The organism is Verrucomicrobiota bacterium (genome assembly GCA_037139415.1).
Lineage (GTDB): Bacteria > Verrucomicrobiota > Verrucomicrobiia > Limisphaerales > Fontisphaeraceae > JBAXGN01.
The window spans coordinates 47,551-65,663 of the sequence record JBAXGN010000012.1 but is presented as its reverse complement, the minus strand read 5'-3'; the positions used below and the strand labels follow the sequence as shown (position 1 = coordinate 65,663).

Sequence of the window (18,113 nt, the reverse complement as noted above, 5' to 3'; positions counted from 1 at the left end):
GGGTTTGATTTCCGCGGCGGTCAGCTCAGGTGGATTTAGGGAAAGCGGCAGGGTTACTGGTGGCGATTGAACCGGGGGTGCTACGGGCGGCGGGGTAAGCGGCTCGATTTTGGTCGGCGGAGTGACCACGAGTGGCTCGGGTGCGGGCGGCGGAGTGCGACGGACGGTTTCTATCGGTTTCGGCTCCAATTGCGGCAGTGGAAGCACCAAGGTGTTTGCGGCTGGCGGCGGCGGGGTGGTTTCAATCTTGGGCGGCTTCGGCGGCTCAGGCTGGATGGGGCTCGAAACGATCGTGTTGGCATGCATGACAAAACCGGCGTTTTTGGGCTTTTCCGCCGTTTTTTCCACCGCCTTCACCTCTGGTTTTACGATGACGGTCACCGCATTGGTGACTACGGCGGGTGGTGGAGGAGATTGCAGGTTATGCGCAATTTCCCGAATCGGCTCCGGTGGTCGGCCCATGCCGACCGCCCAATTTACCCAAGTGCCATTTTCGGCCACCAGCGCGGTGACGCATACCCCTTTCTGTTCCCGCATATCGGGCGCGCTCTTTTGCCAAGTCTCATTAAGAATTCCGTCAAACGTGGTGCCGGTCATGGTTTCCTCGCCAGTGGTGATCAGATAGACAAACAGGTTTTTACGGACGGCCATTTCCGCCGTCACCTTGGCCATGGCATTGCCGAGGTTGGCTTTGCCGCTCCACCGCAGGTTATTCAGATGGTAGAACCCCTGGTTGCTGATCTGTCGGCGCGATTCGGGGAACCAAGGTTGCTCCGCGAAGGTGTTGGTCCGCGCGTCGTCGCCGTAGGTCCAGATGGTGAAGGTGTCCCCGCTCCGCATTCGCGCGTTGGCACCGCGTTCGATGATGTCCGCCACCACCAGGCCGGCGTAACTTGCCCGGCTTTTCATCGCGCTGGAAGTGTTGACGACGAATAAGAAATGATTGGGGTTGGCGGCCGGTTCAGTCGCCGGGATGGCCGGCATCTGCCACAGCAGCGCGGCCCCCAGCCCCATCCATAGCAAGGCAGGCTTGAACGTGCTCATAATATGCGTATCACCGACATGCCCTGAAACATAACCTGAATGGGGACCTGTGAACAGTCTTTTTGCTTTTCGGGTTTAGGACCGGACAATACTGCCGGTTTACCAGTTGAAAACCACGCGATAAAACTTTGCGGAAGGTTTATTAGCCGTGGATTTTATGGACCTCAGTTTCCCCTTGCCATAAGCAGCCATGGCGTTAAATATCTCCCATGGCGACCAAATACGAAGTCAACGAACTGGACGGCGAATTTTTCCAGCCGGCAGATGCATTTTTTAAGGCGCACCGGCAAGTGGCGCTCACGTATGATGACGTGACGCTGGCCACGCTGTATTCGGAAGTTTTGCCGCGCAACACCCAACTCAGCAGTACGCTGTGCGAAGGGCTCAGCCTGAATATCCCCATCATTTCGGCGGATATGGACACCGTCACCGAGTCGGACATGGCGATCGCCATGGCGCTCAACGGTGGCCTGGGGCTGATTCATTACAACATGCCGGAGAAGGATCAGCTCTCGGAAGTGGCACGGGTAAAACATCACGTCCATGGGCTCATCCAAGACCCAATTCGCGTCACGTCCGACCAGTTGATCGGTGAGGTGCTTGAAATGGTCGAGCAGCGTAAATTCCAATTCCGCACGTTTCCGGTGGTGGATGCCGCCGGCCAATTGCTGGGTCTGCTGCCGGGTCATGTAGTCAAACCCCGCTACGCCATGCGCAAGGTGGCGGAAACGCTGACGCCACGCAACCAGGTGCAGACCATCAGCAAGAAGGAACTGGGCCGCGACCCGATTGCGCGCGCTGATAAATTTTTTACCGACCATCCCGGCATCCACAAGTTAATGGTGGTGGATGAGCAGGACCGTCTTTGCGGGCTGTTCACCATGAGCGACTTGGAGCGCATCACTCAGGAAAAAAACGCGCAATTCAAGCCGTCCCGTGACCCGAAAATGCGTCTGCTGTGCGGCGCGGCGGTCTCCGCCACGCGCAACGCGTTTGGCGAGCTGGATCGCGACCGCATCCTGGCGCATGTCACCGGGTTGGTCGAGCGCGGCGTGGATGTGGTGGCCGTATCCACCGCGCATGGCTTTAGCAAAGGCGTGGGGGAATCCGTGCGCATGTTGCGCTGTGCCTTTCCCAAACTCCCGATCATCGCCGGCAACGTCACGAGTGCCGCCGGGGTGGAGTATCTCGCCGATTGCGGGGCGAACATTATCAAAATCGGCCAGGGTCCCGGATCCATCTGTACCACGCGCCTGGTGGCCGGCGTGGGCATTCCCCAGCTTACCGCGCTGTATGTGTGTGCGCGCGCGGCGCAGAAAAAGGGCGTCACCATTCTTGCGGATGGCGGCATTACGAAATCCGGTGACATCGTGAAAGCGTTGACGTTATCCCACGCGGTCGTGTGCGGCGGCATCTTTGGCGGCTGCGATGAAGCGCCCGGGGAAGTCATCGAAATCGGCGGCAAGTATTATAAGAAATACCGTGGCATGGGCAGTCTGGCCGCCATGAAAGCGGGTTCCGCCGCCCGGTATGGTCACTCGACGGATGCCACGCGCAAAGTTGCGGCCGAGGGGATCGAGGCGCTCAAGGAATCCAGTGGCTCGGTCAACCGGGTGCTGACCCAACTCATTGGCGGCATTCAATCCGGCATGGGCTATCTCGGAGCGGCCAACCTCGCGCTGTTGCGCGAGAAAGCCCGGTTTACTCAAATCACAACCGCCGGGATGCGGGAATCTGCTCCGCACGATGTGGTGGAAATCAAGACCGCAACGCCAACTTAAGCCGGGTATTGATTGCGGATTGGCAGGAGTCGCCCTGCGATTAGTTGCAGAAAAACACCGTCAGGGCGTTGCCATTGGAGCCTTGGTCTCACGTTTCATCGGCAGAGCGGCAATGAGGCCCGAGACAGCGAACGCCACCAGCCACAGGCTGAACGGCAGGTAATGCGGACGATAATGCAAAGCCAGACGATGCGAGCCCGAGGGGATTTCCAAACGGCTAAAACAAGGCTTTTTCAATGCGATGTCCCACGGTTTTCCATCCAATTCAGCGTGCCACCCTGGATAATAAGTATCGGTCCAGAGCAGCGTGGCGATGGGGCCCGGGCCAATCGCCAATTCAATATGATTCAGGCTCTCCGCAGAAACTTGGATCGGACGCTCCAGCAACCCGCTCCATTGAAACCGCGCCAGTTTGCCCGGAAAATTGGTGTGCAAAATCCCGGTTGGCCGTCCACCCGCCAGCGTTTCATAATCGTAGTCCGCTATCGGTTTGCCGAGTGCGGCACGCGCGTCATTCTCCATCAAGTACAGGCTGCGCGGTTGCATGGCGGAATATCCGTGAACTGTATGAATATGGTACAAGTGCGACATGGCATTGGGAAACAACATGCTGGAAATGGCCGGGGATTTCTCATAAAGCCGCAGCGGCTGACGAGCCAACAGCGGCAGGACACGTTGCTGCTCCGGTCCGCCCGCCTTTAACTGCTCCCATTGCGCCATCGGGTAGCGCGGCATAAATCGTTGGTAAAACATTAATACCGGCAGCAGATTCAAGAGCAGCAGCACGGGAATACTCCATGGCTGGCCCAACCAAGCGGGACGCCAGAACAACACGCCCAGCAACAGCACGCCCAACCAAGCCACCATCATCTCTGGATTCCTGAACGTAGATTCCCGGTTCCAATTATCCACCTGGAAATGACGCAAGGCCGGCAATGAGTCCAGCGACGCCTGGCGGGCCTGCTGTTCCAACAACTGTTGGCGGACTTTCTCCTGATAGTGGGGATAAATCACGAATCCAACGATATTCGGTCCGGCGGCCAGCGCCAGTGTCAACACCAACATCACCGTGCCGGCTCGGCGATTAATTTTAGCGGCGCACAAAGCTTCAGCGCCAAGGGCGGCAAGGACCGCGAATCCCAGCAAGGGCAAACCGGTGCTGCGGCTGTAAAAAACGTTGTATAGCCGGGTTGAAACAATCACAAAGTAGATGCAAACCAGCCACATGGCGGTACGCCGCAATGGGGTGCGAGTGGCATCCCGATTTTTCCAAACCGCCCACCCGGCCAGCAAGAACGCCGCCGAACCAATGAAAACCATAAAACCGAAGGCCAGGGAGGTAGAACCAACCAGCTTTGAAAGATCAAGCGTGCGATAGGTGCCCATCATCCAGGGAAGCACCCCCGTGAGGGACATCAGACCGCCCGAATGCACCGTGGCCACATCTACGTTGATGGTACGCAAGCCGATCAGAAACACCTCGACCTGATTGGCCAACACCGGCGCGGCCAGACAAGCTCCGGCAACGTTGGAGAAGAACACCAGGGGAAATGTTTTCCGCCAGGTTTCCAAGTTCAATCCCGCATAGCCGAAGAGGAAAGCCATGGCAAACAACCCTTCGTAGGTGTGCGATTGCAAATTGCCCGCATAAAAAATCACCGCAATCAGCAGCGCAGCCGGTATAAGTTGCCGCCGCCACTCCCCCTGAACTCCTTTATCCCAAACCAACCAGAGCCATGGGTAATAAGAAAAAGCAGCCTGAATCCAAGGATGCCCAAACCAGAGGGCAAATCCGCCGCCATACTGCCAGGCGAGTGCCAAAAAAATACAGATCCAGTTTGCGAAGCGGAAATGGCGCAGCAAAACAAACAATCCCAGCCCGCAAATGAAGGAATGCAGAATCAACGTCCAATTATACGCGTATTCAAACGGCAGCGTCAGGTATAACAAAATCCGCACCGGGTCGGTGCCATTGATATGCGCATCCGCCAACAACGGACGCCCGGCGTAGGTATAAGGATCCCACCATGGTATCTCCCCGTTGCGCCAGGCCTCATAGACGGTGGTCTGCACGGGCAGATCAAACGTGACTTGATCAATGATGTAATGGTTGTTGGGAATACCGGAGGCGTTCCGTGGCATGTGTCGGAACTTATCAAAAATTGTGCCCGGAATATCCAGCGGTGCCAGCAACGAACTCCCCCAAATGGCATCCCGGTAAACAAACAGGGCGGCCATTATACTGACCAATACAAACAATAATATGGAAAGCCGATTCTTCATGGCTTCGGACGCGCAACACCGATCAGACTTTGTCCGCAGGGCGGTCGTGCAATCCTTCGTTCAAACCAATGTATCACGGGAAATAAATAGCGGTCAAACAACTTCACTCCGCCGGCCCTCAGTCGTCGCAGGCGAAACACCCGAAATAACAGCCACCAAGCGAGGTATCCGGGAAAATTGTAATAATCCAAGCGCAAGAGTTCAAAGCCCGCCACTTCCAATTTTCGCTTTAACTCCGATTTGGAATAGCGGCGGTAATGCCCATATTTACGATCTAGGGGCGTAAAAATTTCCGGGCCGGCGGGTACAAACAGACACAGTACGCCCCGCTCCTTGGCCAGAATACGGTTGAACTCCCGCAATGCGCCTGCATCATCTTGAATATGCTCCAGCACGTTGATGCAAACCAGGACGTTGCAGGAAGTCGTGGGCGGTAGGTTTGCGACTGTGCCATGAAACACTTTAACGCCTGGCAGATGTTGTTCAATCGCCTGACAAAAAGTCAGTTCTGGTTCCACTGCCAGCACCTCGCATACGCCAGCCTGCCGCTGAAGCAACTCGGTCACCTGGCCTATCCCCGCCCCGGCATCAATCACCCTCCCCTTCAGGAACGCCCCAAACTCCTGGATTAATGCTCGCCGATAATTATGGGCTTCCCCCAACGCATCGAATTCAAATTCGGAACTCGGTACCACCCTGGGCGGATTGGATGCCATGGATCGCACTAGCGAAAAAAGTTGTACTTAAAGATGCACCACATGGCACGGCAGCCATCCTTCCAGCCGATTTTTTTGCCTTCCGCATACGTGCGGCCATAATAAGAGATGGGCGTCTCGTAAATACGCACCTCCAGCTTGCTGACCTTGGCGGTGATTTCCGGTTCAAACCCAAACCGGTTTTCCTCAATGGTAATCTTCTGAATGATCTCCCGTCGAAACACCTTGTAGCAGGTTTCCATATCGGTCAGGTTCAGATTGGTGGCCATGTTGGAACACAGGGTCAGAAGCCAATTGCCGAGGGAGTGCCAGAAATACAGCACGCGATGTGCGCCAAAACCCAGAAAACGCGAGCCAAAAACCACATCCGCCTTGCCTGCCAGAATGGGTTTCAACAGCAGATAATACTCGGCAGGATCATACTCGAGGTCGGCATCCTGCACGATGACAAAGGGTGCAGTGGCCTTGGAAAAGCCGGTGCGCAACGCCGCTCCTTTGCCTTGATTTCTGGCGTGTTGAAACAGTTTGATCCGCGGTTCTTTTTGGGCCAGCGGCTGCAATACCTGCCAGGTGCCGTCCTGCGAGCCATCATCCACCACCACCACTTCCAGAACCGGACGCTGTTCCAGCACGGCTTCCAAAAGGGAAACCACGGTCTGGGCTTCATTATAAACTGGCACCACGACTGCAAGACACGGAGCAATCTCCGTGTTGGAGTGGATATCCAGCGCCTGATGATTAATGCTCATCGCGATGAATCTAGTAGAGCATTTCCGGAGGCGCTTCAAGCATATTCAAAGGCATTTCCATGCGGGCTACGGCTGCTTCATGGATTCGGCCAGGCGCTGATATTGGCGGCTCAATTCGGTTTTTCCCAGTTGTTGATATACCTCCGCCAACGAGGAGAACAACGCGGGGCTATTGGTAAAATAGCGGCGGGCAAACTCCAGGTCACTGACGGCCTCCGGCCATTTCTGAAGCTTGACCAGCAGTTGTCCCCGCGTTTCGCGAAAGACCGGTGATTCCGGATGCGCGCCCACTACCCGTTGGATCATGTCCAAACCACGCGCGGGATCGGGTGGATTGCCAAAACCGTAGAGGTAGGCGAGATTATTGGCCACAATCGGATTATCCGGATCCCGGTTATAGGCGCCAATCAGATAGACGCGCGCGTCTTGCAAATCATTCCTCCGCCAGGCATCCATGCCGCAACAATAGTTGATCACCGCCTTGTTTTGTGCATTCTGGTATAGCTGCTTTAAATACATCTGGGCTGGCCCCTCTTTTCCCCCTTCTTCAAGGGTCAGCCGGATCAGTTGCATGAGCAGAAATTCGTTTTGCGGGTCATGGGCCAGCCCTTGCTGAAGCAATTGCAAGCGTTCCACCAGGTTGGTGGGCGATTGGTTAAGCTGGTTTAACACCATTTCGGAGTAAATTCTCACGGCAAACTGATGGTATGCTTTGTGCTCGGCCAATTGCAGACCCTCGTCCAGTATTTTCAGTGCCTTGACGTACTGAGTTTGCATCAGCTCCGCTTCCGACCATTGCAACCGCGGCAGCCACTCCTTGGGTTGCTTTTGCGCCTCGCCCTGAAAATGCGCGGCCGCCAGGACCGCCCACCGCCGGGCTTCTTCCGGATTGTTCAAGGCGAGGTAAACCGAGCATAACTTCAAGGCAGCCTCGGGGCGTTTGGGATACACAAGCTGTAATTGCGTCAGCGCTTGGTTCCAGTCGCGCACCCGCCAATAGAATTGTCCCAACAACAACTGCGCTTCATCGGAATCAGGGACAACGGCTAACACCTGCTTGAGATGCTTTTCAGCCAGCGCCAAATATTTGGGATTCGCATCGTGGATGCCCAGGATGGTCCGGGCGATGAACAAGCGGGCGGGCAGAAAACCAGGCTTCCCCTCCGGCGCCACTTGGGTCGCCACCGCCAAAGCCATTTCCACATTCCCCTGTCCGGCCAGACTTTTTGCCAATCGCAGCACGTGCGCCTCGCGTTCCCGGCTGTCCAATTTCAACAGCCGCTCGCTGGCCATGCGGGCGTTCACGTAATCCTCGCCGGCCAGGGCTTCATCTGCCATTCTGATGTAACGCGCTTCCACCCGCGCTGGCGAATGGAGCGCCATGATTACGGCGACCAACAGCCAGCCAATCCCGGCGGCCATCGCTGGAAATAGTTGCAACCAAAAACCCACCCGCCAGGTTCGGCACCAAGCCGTTAGCCGTTCCATGAACTCATCGGTGAAAAATAGAATCATGGGCGGCGCGCGGTGGATGGTTCGGGGAGCACGCTGGACTTGGCCGCCGGTGGCCGCCTCAACTGAGTCAGCACTTGCTGAAGCAGGAGTTGTCGCGTTCCCAAAAAGAGCTTGAGCGCCTGCGCCTTCTCGGAGGGACTAAGCGTATGATAGTTGATGCATAAAAGTTGCACCTGATACGTCATCGCTTGGGCATGTCCGCTCAACGAGATTCCCAACCTGGTCAGCAAGCGTTGGGTCAGATCAGGGGGATGCCAGTGGCCATCCTCGGAAAAGGCTCCATAGAGCAAAAAGGCGCTGGTAACCGGCTTTTTGGTCATATCGAATTCGATGATCGTTTTTTCAGCGGACGTTCCTTCGGTTCGATATACCGGTTCGCTAAGTTCCCATCCGCGGCCCGCATAACAAACGCCCAAATCATGAAAACCCGGGTAGGGATAACTCAATGCCACCACACATACCATCCGATCTTTGTAAAAAGTCCACAACTTGGAGTTCATCGCCGCGATTTCCATCAAGCCCGGACGCGACTGTGTCTCCGGGTCATCGGTTAATTGTTTCCAACCAGCAAGGGTTACCGGCAACACCAAAGGCGCATCCGGTTTCAGACTGGGGCCAAATACCGCCAGCGGGGTGGCGTAGCGTGGCCACGCGTCCGTCACCAACAAAGCAAATTGAATCAGCCCTACTCCCGCATAAACCAGCATCATTCTGAAAAACCATCGCTCCGAAAACGCGTGAATGGCGGCTTGTGACAACTGGTGAGATATTTGGTGCATGTTGAATTGCGATTCCCAGGCGTCCATGGCTTTCTCCGTCTCCTGGCGCGTGTCGCGCTGCCCGCAAAGCAATAGGCGGTCCACACTAAGAATCGCGGCCAGGTAAAACCCAAACATAAGCAGCCCGAGAATTTCATGCGCCCATCCTGAAAGCAAATTCACATCGCAACGCAGCGTCAAATACGCACCCAAACTGATCCGAAAAACATTACCCAACACCACCAGGCTCATTGCCGTTATCACCACGAGGGCGATATGCACGGGATGCCGTTTCTTCCACAAACCATGGAATAACGCCATGGCCATGACCGTGAAAATCGAAGTGATGCCACTGCACGCTTCCTCGACCAACATGCTGAATCCAGGAATTTCAATAACCGTGCCCGAAACATAGTGCGACACCTGCATGGTATCCAGCAGGCAACTGCTGAAGCGGATCGCCACACCCCGCAACCAAAGTGCAAATTCCCGATCCAAGTTGAGCGGTGGGTGAATCAAGATGGCCAGCAGCAACAAAGGCGGCATGAGTTTCCTCAGCAAAGCACCACCACCCACCATGATCAGGATCGCGGCGCTTGTGACCAAGGCCGCTATGTATCCAAGCCAGGGCGACCACCAAACCGTCCCCACCACCAATAGCAACAATGCACCGGCAAAAAATGTTTTCGCCATGCCGGGTGAAGTTGGCTGCAGCGCCGGCTTATCCTCCATTTCAATCAATTGGCGGCGTGCCAATAGCAACGCACCAGCGATGGCAGCGGGAAAAAACTGATAATGGCTGCGATTCCACAAGTCACGGCCATAGGTCATCAATGCTGGCCCAAAAGCCAGCAATAAAAGCAGCCCGTTCAGCAGTACCCAACGGTACTGGTGCGCCCCCCCCTCACCAGTTGGCCCATCTTCATCCCCGTTTGCGACCACACTTTTTGGTAAAACAGCCATCAACAGGAACTTATCAGATATTTCTCCAAAGAAAACAACGAAAATGCGTATCTCTTTGCCTCACTCTGTAAATAATGAAGCCGGTGCCTCATCAGAACGCACCGGTCATGATCGCTGCCAAATAAAAAAGTCTGGTTGCTATGAACCAGACAAAACAACGACTATCAAAGCTATTTATGATCTACCCAGCCAATGCCATGGTCAGGGAGTCAAAGTATGTCCAATTTCTGTACACGTCGAAGGCACCCCTACAGCGTTAAACTGGTACGTCCCTCCTGCCGGACAACTAGGCCACTTCCGCAAATAGAGCGTAGCGCCAATCAGATCACTTTCAGTCGGCACGTCCGCCGAGCTTTTCCCATTTTCCATTCCCCACATCTGTTTCGCGGCATCCATTTGTTTCAAGTTATTCCCGCACGCACGGGTTTGCGCGCTAACACGCGCATGCATAAAGGACGGCAAGGCGGTCGTCACCAGCACGCCGATAATGGCCACGACGATCATTATCTCAATCAAAGTGAACGCTTGACTGGACCAATAACGCTTAGCGATCATAAGTCATCGCGGTTGAACTGGAAAAGGCTTGGAGGGAGGAGGAAGCCCCCCCTCCAAGCTTTGAAGTCAACCCTACAATTACAGGGTATGATCGCTGGTTGCGGCACTGCAGGTCGGCTTGGTCCCGACGGCATTGAACGAATACGTGCCGGCACCCGGGCAGGACGGTGCCTGTTTGATATACGTGGTGGCCCCGATCAGATCGCTGTCCACAGGGGTGTCGGACGAGGTTTTCTTGTTTTCGAGCGCCCACTGTTCCTTGGCACCATCAATCTGCCGCAAGTTGTTGATGCAGGCATTCTTCTGGGCCGTGGTGCGGGCTTTCACGAAGTTCGGAATGGCGATGGCGGCCAATAAGCCGATGATCGCCACAACGATCATGATTTCTACCAATGTGAAGGCGCTCTGGCGCGAGGTTTGCAGTTTCATGTGCTTTGTTCTTTCTATGTTTTTTGTTTTACCGTACACGGCGTGAACAAGGCATACAGTCCAATTATTAGTACAATCTTCGTTCACTGATTACCGTATGCCAACCGTTATGATTAACCTACCATAATTGCTGTAAAACGCAACGGATCAATGAGACTATTTCATTCAGCCGCAGTGTAATGCTGCCCAACCGGTTTAATCACAGGTTCCAATGTAGCATGTTATATGCCATACTGGAAAAAAAGTGAGTGCCAGTTAACCCATGTTTTAACTTGGCATGGGAATATGGATCGTAATTTGCGTACCTTGACCCAAAATGGATTGAATCCAGAATCTGCCGCCCAACCGTTTGGTAACCCAATATGCCTTGGTCAGTCCAAAACCGCCACCTTTGGTCGGGATGTCCCTGACATTTGAAGCACGATAGCCAAAATCCACCACTTTATCCAATTCTGTTTCGGGTATTCCGCGTCCATTGTCACTCACGACCAAGCGCAATGCTGGATCATCCTGAATCAAATGAACCTGAATTGTACCACCTGGCGGAGTGTACTTGCGGGCATTCGCCAGCAGATCACGGGTTACGTCCTGCATAATCGGAGGCAAGGTGATGCGGGAACCATGTGTGCTGCGAATTTCCAAAGCCACCCGATAATCCCCAGCCAGTTTATTCTCACTTTCAAGAACAACGCGATAACGTCCTTTGGCATTACGCTGCATGGCATCCAGAAATTCCACTAGGCTCCGTCGAACCTCCTCAATGGTTGGCGATTCCCATATCTCCGCAGCCTGCTTTCGATGTTCAAATTCAGCCACGCGACACCAAATCACGCGAATCAAGGAAGTAATATTGGCTAGGGATGCGACCATGTCCGGATGTTTGTCCATCCCCAGGTAGCGAGCTTCCAACCTGGCCAATTCAGTCTTGAACTCGAATTCAAGCCGTTCAATTTCTGTGGTGAGTTTCCCCTGTGAATTGGGATCCTCCAATCCACAGGCAATTTGTTTCAAATGCCCTTTGGTCAGCGGCAAGGCCATCGGTTCCTTTACCAGCGCCGAAATGAAATCCAATTCCGCGTAAAAAACATTCAGCAAATTCAGAAAGCTATGCGTATCAAGCCACGCCAACTGATTGATGTTCAACGACAATGGTTTTGTTATTTCGATTTCCATTTAGCAACGCGAGCATACTATCCCGCCCGCAGTTGAAAAGCAGAATAATCAGTCCATTGCAAGGTTGAAGGTGGATAAATACCGGTCGCTCACACACTTGCTTCACCTGCGCCAAAAAACAAAAAAAGGCTTGAAAGTCACTACGGCCCATAGAATATTACCGGCGTGAAGAGTGTTAAGCAGGTGGAGCCGCCCGGTGCCAATTGGCGATGGGTGTCGGCAAGGGCCTGTTTACCATCAGTTTGACCGAGAGTTGATGCGCCAGTGAACGAAAAAATACTCACCACCCCAAGCGTTACAGAGCAAACCAGACGACCCAAGTTTGGTGTGGTGATGCCGTTGGCCAACGAGGAAAGGACCATCCGCGACTTGCTCCAGCGCGTGTTGGTTCATTTCTTGTTACAATTTGCTCCTCGTTCACTTCCTTTTTTCAGGCTTTGGTTTTGTGTTGGTCGGCATTATGTGCCTTTTCCGCTGCGTTATGCGACGTCGCGAGACCAAATCTGTTTAGTATGAGACATCATCCATTATTAATCTCACTTTCCAAAAGCTTTGCCTGGCAAAGGATGCTGGTGGTGTTTCTGGTGGTATTAGCGGGTTTGGTGGTAATTCGCTGGCACAAGGTCATGCCCGTGGCCCTTGACTATAGGCACTTGGACCTGCCTTTTCCGGCGGCGATTGATAGCGAGTCATACCTTGCCATGGCCTCGGGAAGAATTGCCGAGGTTGCTTCACCGTTTTCCAAACGTTTGCTCTATCCTTTGCTGGCAAAGGGTCTGGCTGACGCAGCTCACATTGAGTTGCCGACCGCGTTTCTCATCTTAAGCATCCTTTCACTCGCAGTGCTTTCGTATTGTCTGGCGAACTGCTTGGAAATCACGGTCGGGCATCCACTGTTGGCAATCCCACTCCTGATCACGCCGTTTTCGATGGAGGGGCTTGAAATGGGCTATATCCCGGACCTGTTTCACGTCGCTTTAATTTCGCTCTTTTTCCTTTTGCTCCTGAAAGAACGGATTGGTTGGAGTCTCATAGTGCTCCTCATCGCCTTCCTGGCGCGCGAAAACACACTGGTGCTGTGCCTCTTAGGAGCAGGCGTTGGATATTTGCGTCGCCATAAACTCTTATTCTGGGGCTGCTTGGGCGTGTTGTTCCTTGGGGTAGTGAGTACTTCACTGTTTGCGAAGCTGGGGCAGCCGAATATCCATAAAATCCCCGATTTTCTCTATCTGGCCGCCAAAGTGCCTTATAACTTCCTAGGTAATGTTTTGGGCATTGTGGTCTGGTCGGATGTGCGCACGGATGTTGGCGAGCCGATCATAAAGTGGCTCCTGCCAACTTATCTGAGAATCGGGGCTGACAAGGAAGTTGGAGTTCTTCTGCGATGGCAAATGCCTTTGAATACGTTTGTTCTCCTGTTAACATTGTTCGGTATCGGTCCGCTCCTGCTGATTCGATTTTTGCGACGCTGGCGGGAGTTGTTCGTTGAACTGCCACTTGCGATTCAATTGGCATTTCTATATGGACTGGTATCCTGGCTTCTGGGGCCAGTCTTGGGAAATTGGGTCGAACGACTCATTGGCTACGGTTGGCCAGTATTCTGGATTGCCCTGCCGTATCTCATTTGCAGGGCTGGCTGGAAGCTGAGCCGAAGCGATGTGATCATGCTCTTGGGTTGTCACGTTCTGCTTTGCTGGTTACCACAGCTGACTGGCCATACCAGGTGGGCACCCAACTTCTTTCTTTTGCTCCTCATTATCCCATACTATCTTACGCTTTCCCGGCTGGCTATGGCCGTTCCAAAACCGCGACCTCAGAATAATCCCGTTAGTGATGAGGCAAGGCTGGAACCACATGGAAGGTAGCGGGCATTTTCCAGTCCCGGCTTGCCACGTTATCACCGCGTTTCTGTCGCGGAAGGAGGCGGATCAAACGATTCTTGCCAAATTCGCCTCTGTGCCTGACGGTTTACCAACGTTGGCGAAAAATACGAGCTAGAACTGCCGTAGAAAACGGGTGTCGTTTTCGTAAAAGAGACGGATGTCGTTGATGCCGTAACGAATCATGGCAATGCGTTCGATGCCGAAGCCAAACGCCCAGCCGGTCCACTGTTCCGGATCGTAACCCACATTGGTGAACACCTGTGGATGCACCATACCACAGCCGGCAATCTCCAGCCATTCCTTGCCCATCTTTTTGACTAGCGCGCTGCTAAAATCAATCTCGAAACTCGGCTCGGTATAGCTGAAATAATGCGGACGGAATCGAATCTTCACATCCTGCCCTAACAGTTCCTTGAAGACAAATTCCACCGTCCCTTTGAGATCCCCCACCGTGACGTTTTTATCCACATACAAGCCTTCAATCTGATGGAACGTTGGATTGTGCGTGGCATCCGCGTTGTCCCGCCGATACACGCGTCCGGGCACCACAATGCGAATCGGCGGCGGCATTTTCTCCATCACGCGAATCTGGACCGAGGAAGTGTGCGTGCGCAACAAAGGGCGATTTGCCGCCTCCAGGTAGAAGGTGTCCTGTGAATCGCGGGCCGGGTGATCCGCCGGGGTGTTCAGCGCGTCAAAGCAATGATACTCGCCCTCAACCTCCGGCCCATCAGCAACGACAAAGCCGATTTTGCGAAAGCTTTTGACAATATCCTCGGTGACCTGGGTCAGCGGATGCAAACGTCCAAAAGCGCGACGGCGCCCCGGCAGGGTGAAATCCGTCGGTTCCTTGGGCAGGGCGGCCTTTAATTCAAGTTCACTGCGACGCGCGGCCAGCGCAGCTTCCAATTCCGTCTTGGCCAGATTGACAGCTTTTCCGGCGGCAGGCTTTTCCTCCTTGGGCAACGCGCCCAGAAGTTTCATTAGTGCCGTGAACTTTCCGCCACCGCCCAGATAGGCGCCTTTGATTTGTTCGAGCAGCGCAAGGTCAGTGGCGTTTGCGAATTCCGCCATGGCCGCCTGTTTAACCGGTTCAATTTGATCCAGAAAACTCATAGGGGGGCAAGTGTCCATTTACGATTCAAGCTTGGCAATCCCAAACACCACGTTTTAAACCAAAAAAACGGGCGTCCATTGCTGGCCGCCCGTTGGCAATAAAATGAAGACTGTCCTAGGCCTTGACGCCCTTGGTCTTGAGCGCATTCTGAGCGATCTTAACCAGTTCGCCAAACGCCCCGGCATCCGTGGCGGCAAGGTCGGAAATGATCTTGCGGTCCAGCGCCACCTTGGCGGCCTTCAGCCCCTCGATGAAACGGCTATAGGTGATGCCAGCGGCACGGGCAGCCGCATTGATGCGGGCCTGCCAGAGATAACGGAATTCGCGTTTTTTACGGCGGCGATCCCGATACGCGTACTGGCGGCCATGATCCACGGCATCTGAGGCGTAACGATACAGTTTGGAGCGGCGCATCCGGAAGCCTTTGGCGGCCTTAATCATCCGGATACGGCGTTTACGAGAGGCGGGTGCGTTGGTAACTCGCATGGTGTGTTATTCTCGGTTAAGTAAAATGAAGTATGACAGTGAGCCTAGCCTCGGTGACTAAACGGCAGCGCCTTCAGGATACGTTGAGTATCCGTCGAGTCCACCACCGCTCGCTTGCCTAAATTCCGGCGACGGCCTGGGCCTTTGGTCTGCAGTAAGTGACGACGTCCGGCACGCGTACGCAGCACTTTACCCGTGGCCGTTATTTTAAAACGCTTGGCCACTGACTTATTCGTTTTGATTCCTTTCGGACGACGCATATAATAATACAGTTTCTCTTAAAAGAGCGCGAAATATAGGGTGATAACCGGATTGAATCAAGCGGTATTTGAACTTTTTTTTGATACCCTGGCCGTCCGAGGCCCTGAAACGGTCACCGTCCCCCCGCGCCATGCGCCCTAATCCGCCTCAAATTTCCAATACTTTTTCAAATTTCGTCAGGTTTTTTGGGCCGTTGCCCGTGACCAAAGCAACATCCTCCAACCGGACACCGCCCAGTTCCGGATAATAAAGCCCCGGTTCGACTGTGACCACATGGCCGGGCCGCAAAACATCTCGGCTCTGCACGCCAATCCGCGGGGCTTCGTGTATTTCCAATCCCACCCCATGCCCGGTGGCGTGAAAAAATCCATGCATCATGCCATTTTTTCGCCCGGTCTTGTAACCCTGGTTGTCAAAAAAGGACACCACCGCCTCGTGTGCCGTCGCGCAGACCGTTTTATTGCGCAAGTGTTTGAAGGCGAGTTCTTGGGCGGCCGCCACTGATTGGTACATACCCCGGATTCTCTCACTGGCCCGCCCCTTGACCACCGTGCGGGTGATATCTCCAAAGTAACCGGTTTTCTGCGAGCGCGGAAACACATCCACCACGATCGGTTCGTGGGCGCGGAGTGTTCCATGCCCCTCCTCATGCGGATCGCACCCCTGACGCCCGCCCGCCACAATTGTGTGACAGGGCGTACCGCCCGCCTGAAACACGGCAGTATGAATGATGGCGCGCAGCCGCTCCGCAGTCAGGGGCGCATGGCGATACATCAATTGACGGTTGCGCCCAATCTTGCTATTGCGCAACGCCTGCATCGCCTCGGCCAACCCCACTTCCGCCATGACCAGGGCGGCGCTGATTTTCTTCACCTCATCGGCCCGTTTAAACGCGCGCTCGGGGAAACACAGTCCATCCTTGATTTTCACCTTCACCCCAAGCCGCCGCAACTCGCGTGCCAACCCAAATGGGAAGCTCTCGGGCACAAACACCTTCTTGATGCGGCGCTCCCGCATAACCATGCAAATGACCTGGGCCAGGCTGGGGCGTCCGTCCCCATTACGCAACGCTGCCTGCTGATAGCGGCTGAGTGATAACACGCGGTTCTGGCGCGATTCTTTCCGCGCGCGCTCAATTTCTAGGTCGTTCATCACCACGTACCCCTGATCCTTCAGACGCATGTAAATAAACGGGTCCGGCACGAACATGTCCACCGCGTAGAGCATGTTCGCATCGCGTTCGCTATCGGCCACCATTAATAAATTTTCCCGTTTCATGCCAATGGGTTGGTTAATCCAAAACCCAAACCGCCCGAGTGTCAAACCAAGAAAGAAAATCTTTTTCGCCCCATTAGCGTTCCTGCCAACTACGCCGCCATCAAAAAATCCCGGCCTTCCACAAAACCGCGCGCGCACAACTGTGCGCGAATCAATTCCCGCGCGCCACGTTTGGCGACATAGCCGGCCACAAACGCCGTTTCCCGCGCGGGAATGTCCGGCGGCAACACCGTCACGCGACCTTGAAATCTTCGCCCCGCCTTCCTGGGGTCAATATCAATATATCCGCTAATCCGCATCCCGTGTCCCGTCAGTTGTTCCGCCCGCACCCGCGTGGGACGCCCCGCCCCCCAAATCCACAGATCCCGCCCGGATAGCAAACGCTGGACTTCCCGGGCCAGGTAATGGGCTTTAAGCGCGTAAAACGCCTCGTAACCATAACGCGCATCCGTGCGTGAAAGCCGCTGTGCGCCATCCTGCCAAGTCAGCAGTATTTCCGGCACCTTGGCCATACCCACCCCCGCCTCCAGCCAGCGGAGCCACAACTCGTAATCCTCGGGGAAATCTCCTGCGGCATAACCGCCGTGCTGCGCGAGCAGGTCGCGACGAAACATGACCGAAGGATGCGCCAGCGGGGATTCCACAAAGCGGTTCAGGCGAATCGCCGCCGGAGTACAAACCGTGTTGAGCCAATCCACATGCAACGCGTATCCCTCGTTCGCCGCCCGTTCCCCACCATACGCCACCAGGCAACTCACCAGGCCGATCTCGGCATGGGCCTGGAGAAAGGCCGCCTGCGTTTGCAACCGGTTCGGATGCGAGACATCGTCCGCATCCATGCGCGCGATGAATGTTCCGCGCGCTTCGCTCATGCCGCGCTGCAGCGCCGCGACAATGCCCCCATGCGCCTGTGGCAGGACCCGAATCCGCGAATCGCAGCGCGCCAAGCCCATGGCAATTCCCAGGGTGCCATCTACGGAACCATCCTCCACCACCAACAACTCCCAGTCCGCCAGCGTCTGCCGCTGGATGCTGGCGACGGCGGCCGGCAGCGTCCCCGCCGCATTGAACACGGGCAACACCACCGATACCAACGGCATGGTAGTGACACCTGACATTCTC

Annotated in this window: 16 protein-coding genes; 2 read left to right on the top strand and 14 right to left on the bottom strand. The window is 54.8% G+C overall.

All coding sequences use genetic code 11. From position 1 onward, the window contains the following. Nucleotides 1-1,044, bottom strand: a 1,044-nt coding sequence (locus WCO56_03740) for a hypothetical protein (protein MEI7728652.1), incomplete at its 3' end; no start/stop codon positions are given. Nucleotides 1,045-1,253: 209 nt separating this feature from the next. Here WCO56_03740 and WCO56_03735 point away from each other — a divergent pair. Continuing rightward, nucleotides 1,254-2,825: an IMP dehydrogenase gene (locus tag WCO56_03735; protein MEI7728651.1), complete on the top strand. Its 1,572-nt coding sequence runs from the start codon at nucleotides 1,254-1,256 to the stop codon at nucleotides 2,823-2,825. A gap of 60 nt (nucleotides 2,826-2,885) precedes the next feature. On the opposite strand, the gene WCO56_03730 is transcribed toward WCO56_03735, so the two are convergent. The 8 genes from WCO56_03730 to WCO56_03695 all read right to left on the bottom strand — a co-directional run bounded on the left by WCO56_03730 (nucleotide 2,886) and on the right by WCO56_03695 (nucleotide 11,831). Continuing rightward, nucleotides 2,886-5,063: a hypothetical protein gene (locus WCO56_03730; protein ID MEI7728650.1), complete on the bottom strand. Its 2,178-nt coding sequence runs from the start codon at nucleotides 5,061-5,063 to the stop codon at nucleotides 2,886-2,888. Nucleotides 5,064-5,104: 41 nt separating this feature from the next. Further along, complete coding sequence (locus WCO56_03725) at nucleotides 5,105-5,824, bottom strand: methyltransferase domain-containing protein (protein ID MEI7728649.1); 720 nt, start codon at nucleotides 5,822-5,824, stop codon at nucleotides 5,105-5,107. 8 nt (nucleotides 5,825-5,832) lie between these two features. Further along, nucleotides 5,833-6,573 carry a glycosyltransferase family 2 protein gene (locus WCO56_03720; protein ID MEI7728648.1) on the bottom strand — a complete coding sequence of 247 codons (741 nt, stop codon included), beginning with the start codon at nucleotides 6,571-6,573 and terminating at the stop codon, nucleotides 5,833-5,835. A 66-nt stretch (nucleotides 6,574-6,639) separates the two neighbouring features. Continuing rightward, nucleotides 6,640-8,088 carry a tetratricopeptide repeat protein gene (locus tag WCO56_03715; GenBank protein MEI7728647.1) on the bottom strand — a complete coding sequence of 483 codons (1,449 nt, stop codon included), beginning with the start codon at nucleotides 8,086-8,088 and terminating at the stop codon, nucleotides 6,640-6,642. Continuing rightward, a complete protein-coding gene (gene xrtU / locus WCO56_03710) occupies nucleotides 8,085-9,809 on the bottom strand; it encodes an exosortase U (protein ID MEI7728646.1) in 1,725 nt (574 codons plus the stop codon). The genes WCO56_03715 and xrtU overlap by 4 nt, the downstream gene beginning before the upstream one ends. 201 nt (nucleotides 9,810-10,010) lie before the next feature. Continuing rightward, nucleotides 10,011-10,364, bottom strand: a complete 354-nt coding sequence (locus WCO56_03705; GenBank protein ID MEI7728645.1) for a prepilin-type N-terminal cleavage/methylation domain-containing protein — start codon at nucleotides 10,362-10,364, stop codon at nucleotides 10,011-10,013. Nucleotides 10,365-10,442: 78 nt separating this feature from the next. Further along, entirely contained in the window at nucleotides 10,443-10,793 is a 351-nt protein-coding gene (locus WCO56_03700) for a type II secretion system protein (GenBank protein ID MEI7728644.1), read from the bottom strand. Nucleotides 10,794-11,060: 267 nt separating this feature from the next. After that, a complete protein-coding gene (locus WCO56_03695; GenBank protein MEI7728643.1) occupies nucleotides 11,061-11,831 on the bottom strand; it encodes an ATP-binding protein in 771 nt (256 codons plus the stop codon). A gap of 647 nt (nucleotides 11,832-12,478) precedes the next feature. Between WCO56_03695 and WCO56_03690 the strand changes: the two genes are divergently transcribed. After that, complete coding sequence (locus tag WCO56_03690) at nucleotides 12,479-13,831, top strand: hypothetical protein (GenBank protein ID MEI7728642.1); 1,353 nt, start codon at nucleotides 12,479-12,481, stop codon at nucleotides 13,829-13,831. 129 nt (nucleotides 13,832-13,960) lie between these two features. On the opposite strand, the gene pheS is transcribed toward WCO56_03690, so the two are convergent. The 5 genes from pheS to WCO56_03665 form a co-directional block, all read right to left on the bottom strand. Beyond that, nucleotides 13,961-14,965, bottom strand: a complete 1,005-nt coding sequence (pheS, locus tag WCO56_03685) for a phenylalanine--tRNA ligase subunit alpha (protein ID MEI7728641.1) — start codon at nucleotides 14,963-14,965, stop codon at nucleotides 13,961-13,963. A gap of 115 nt (nucleotides 14,966-15,080) precedes the next feature. Beyond that, a complete protein-coding gene (gene rplT / locus WCO56_03680) occupies nucleotides 15,081-15,452 on the bottom strand; it encodes a 50S ribosomal protein L20 (protein MEI7728640.1) in 372 nt (123 codons plus the stop codon). Between the two features lie 44 nt (nucleotides 15,453-15,496). Then, the gene (gene rpmI / locus WCO56_03675) at nucleotides 15,497-15,712 is read right to left on the bottom strand and encodes a 50S ribosomal protein L35 (GenBank protein ID MEI7728639.1); all 216 of its coding nucleotides are present in this window, start codon (nucleotides 15,710-15,712) and stop codon (nucleotides 15,497-15,499) included. 148 nt (nucleotides 15,713-15,860) lie between these two features. Next, nucleotides 15,861-16,991: a Xaa-Pro peptidase family protein gene (locus WCO56_03670; GenBank protein MEI7728638.1), complete on the bottom strand. Its 1,131-nt coding sequence runs from the start codon at nucleotides 16,989-16,991 to the stop codon at nucleotides 15,861-15,863. 89 nt (nucleotides 16,992-17,080) lie between these two features. Further along, entirely contained in the window at nucleotides 17,081-18,109 is a 1,029-nt protein-coding gene (locus tag WCO56_03665) for a glycosyltransferase (protein ID MEI7728637.1), read from the bottom strand. Nucleotides 18,110-18,113 lie beyond the last annotated feature (4 nt).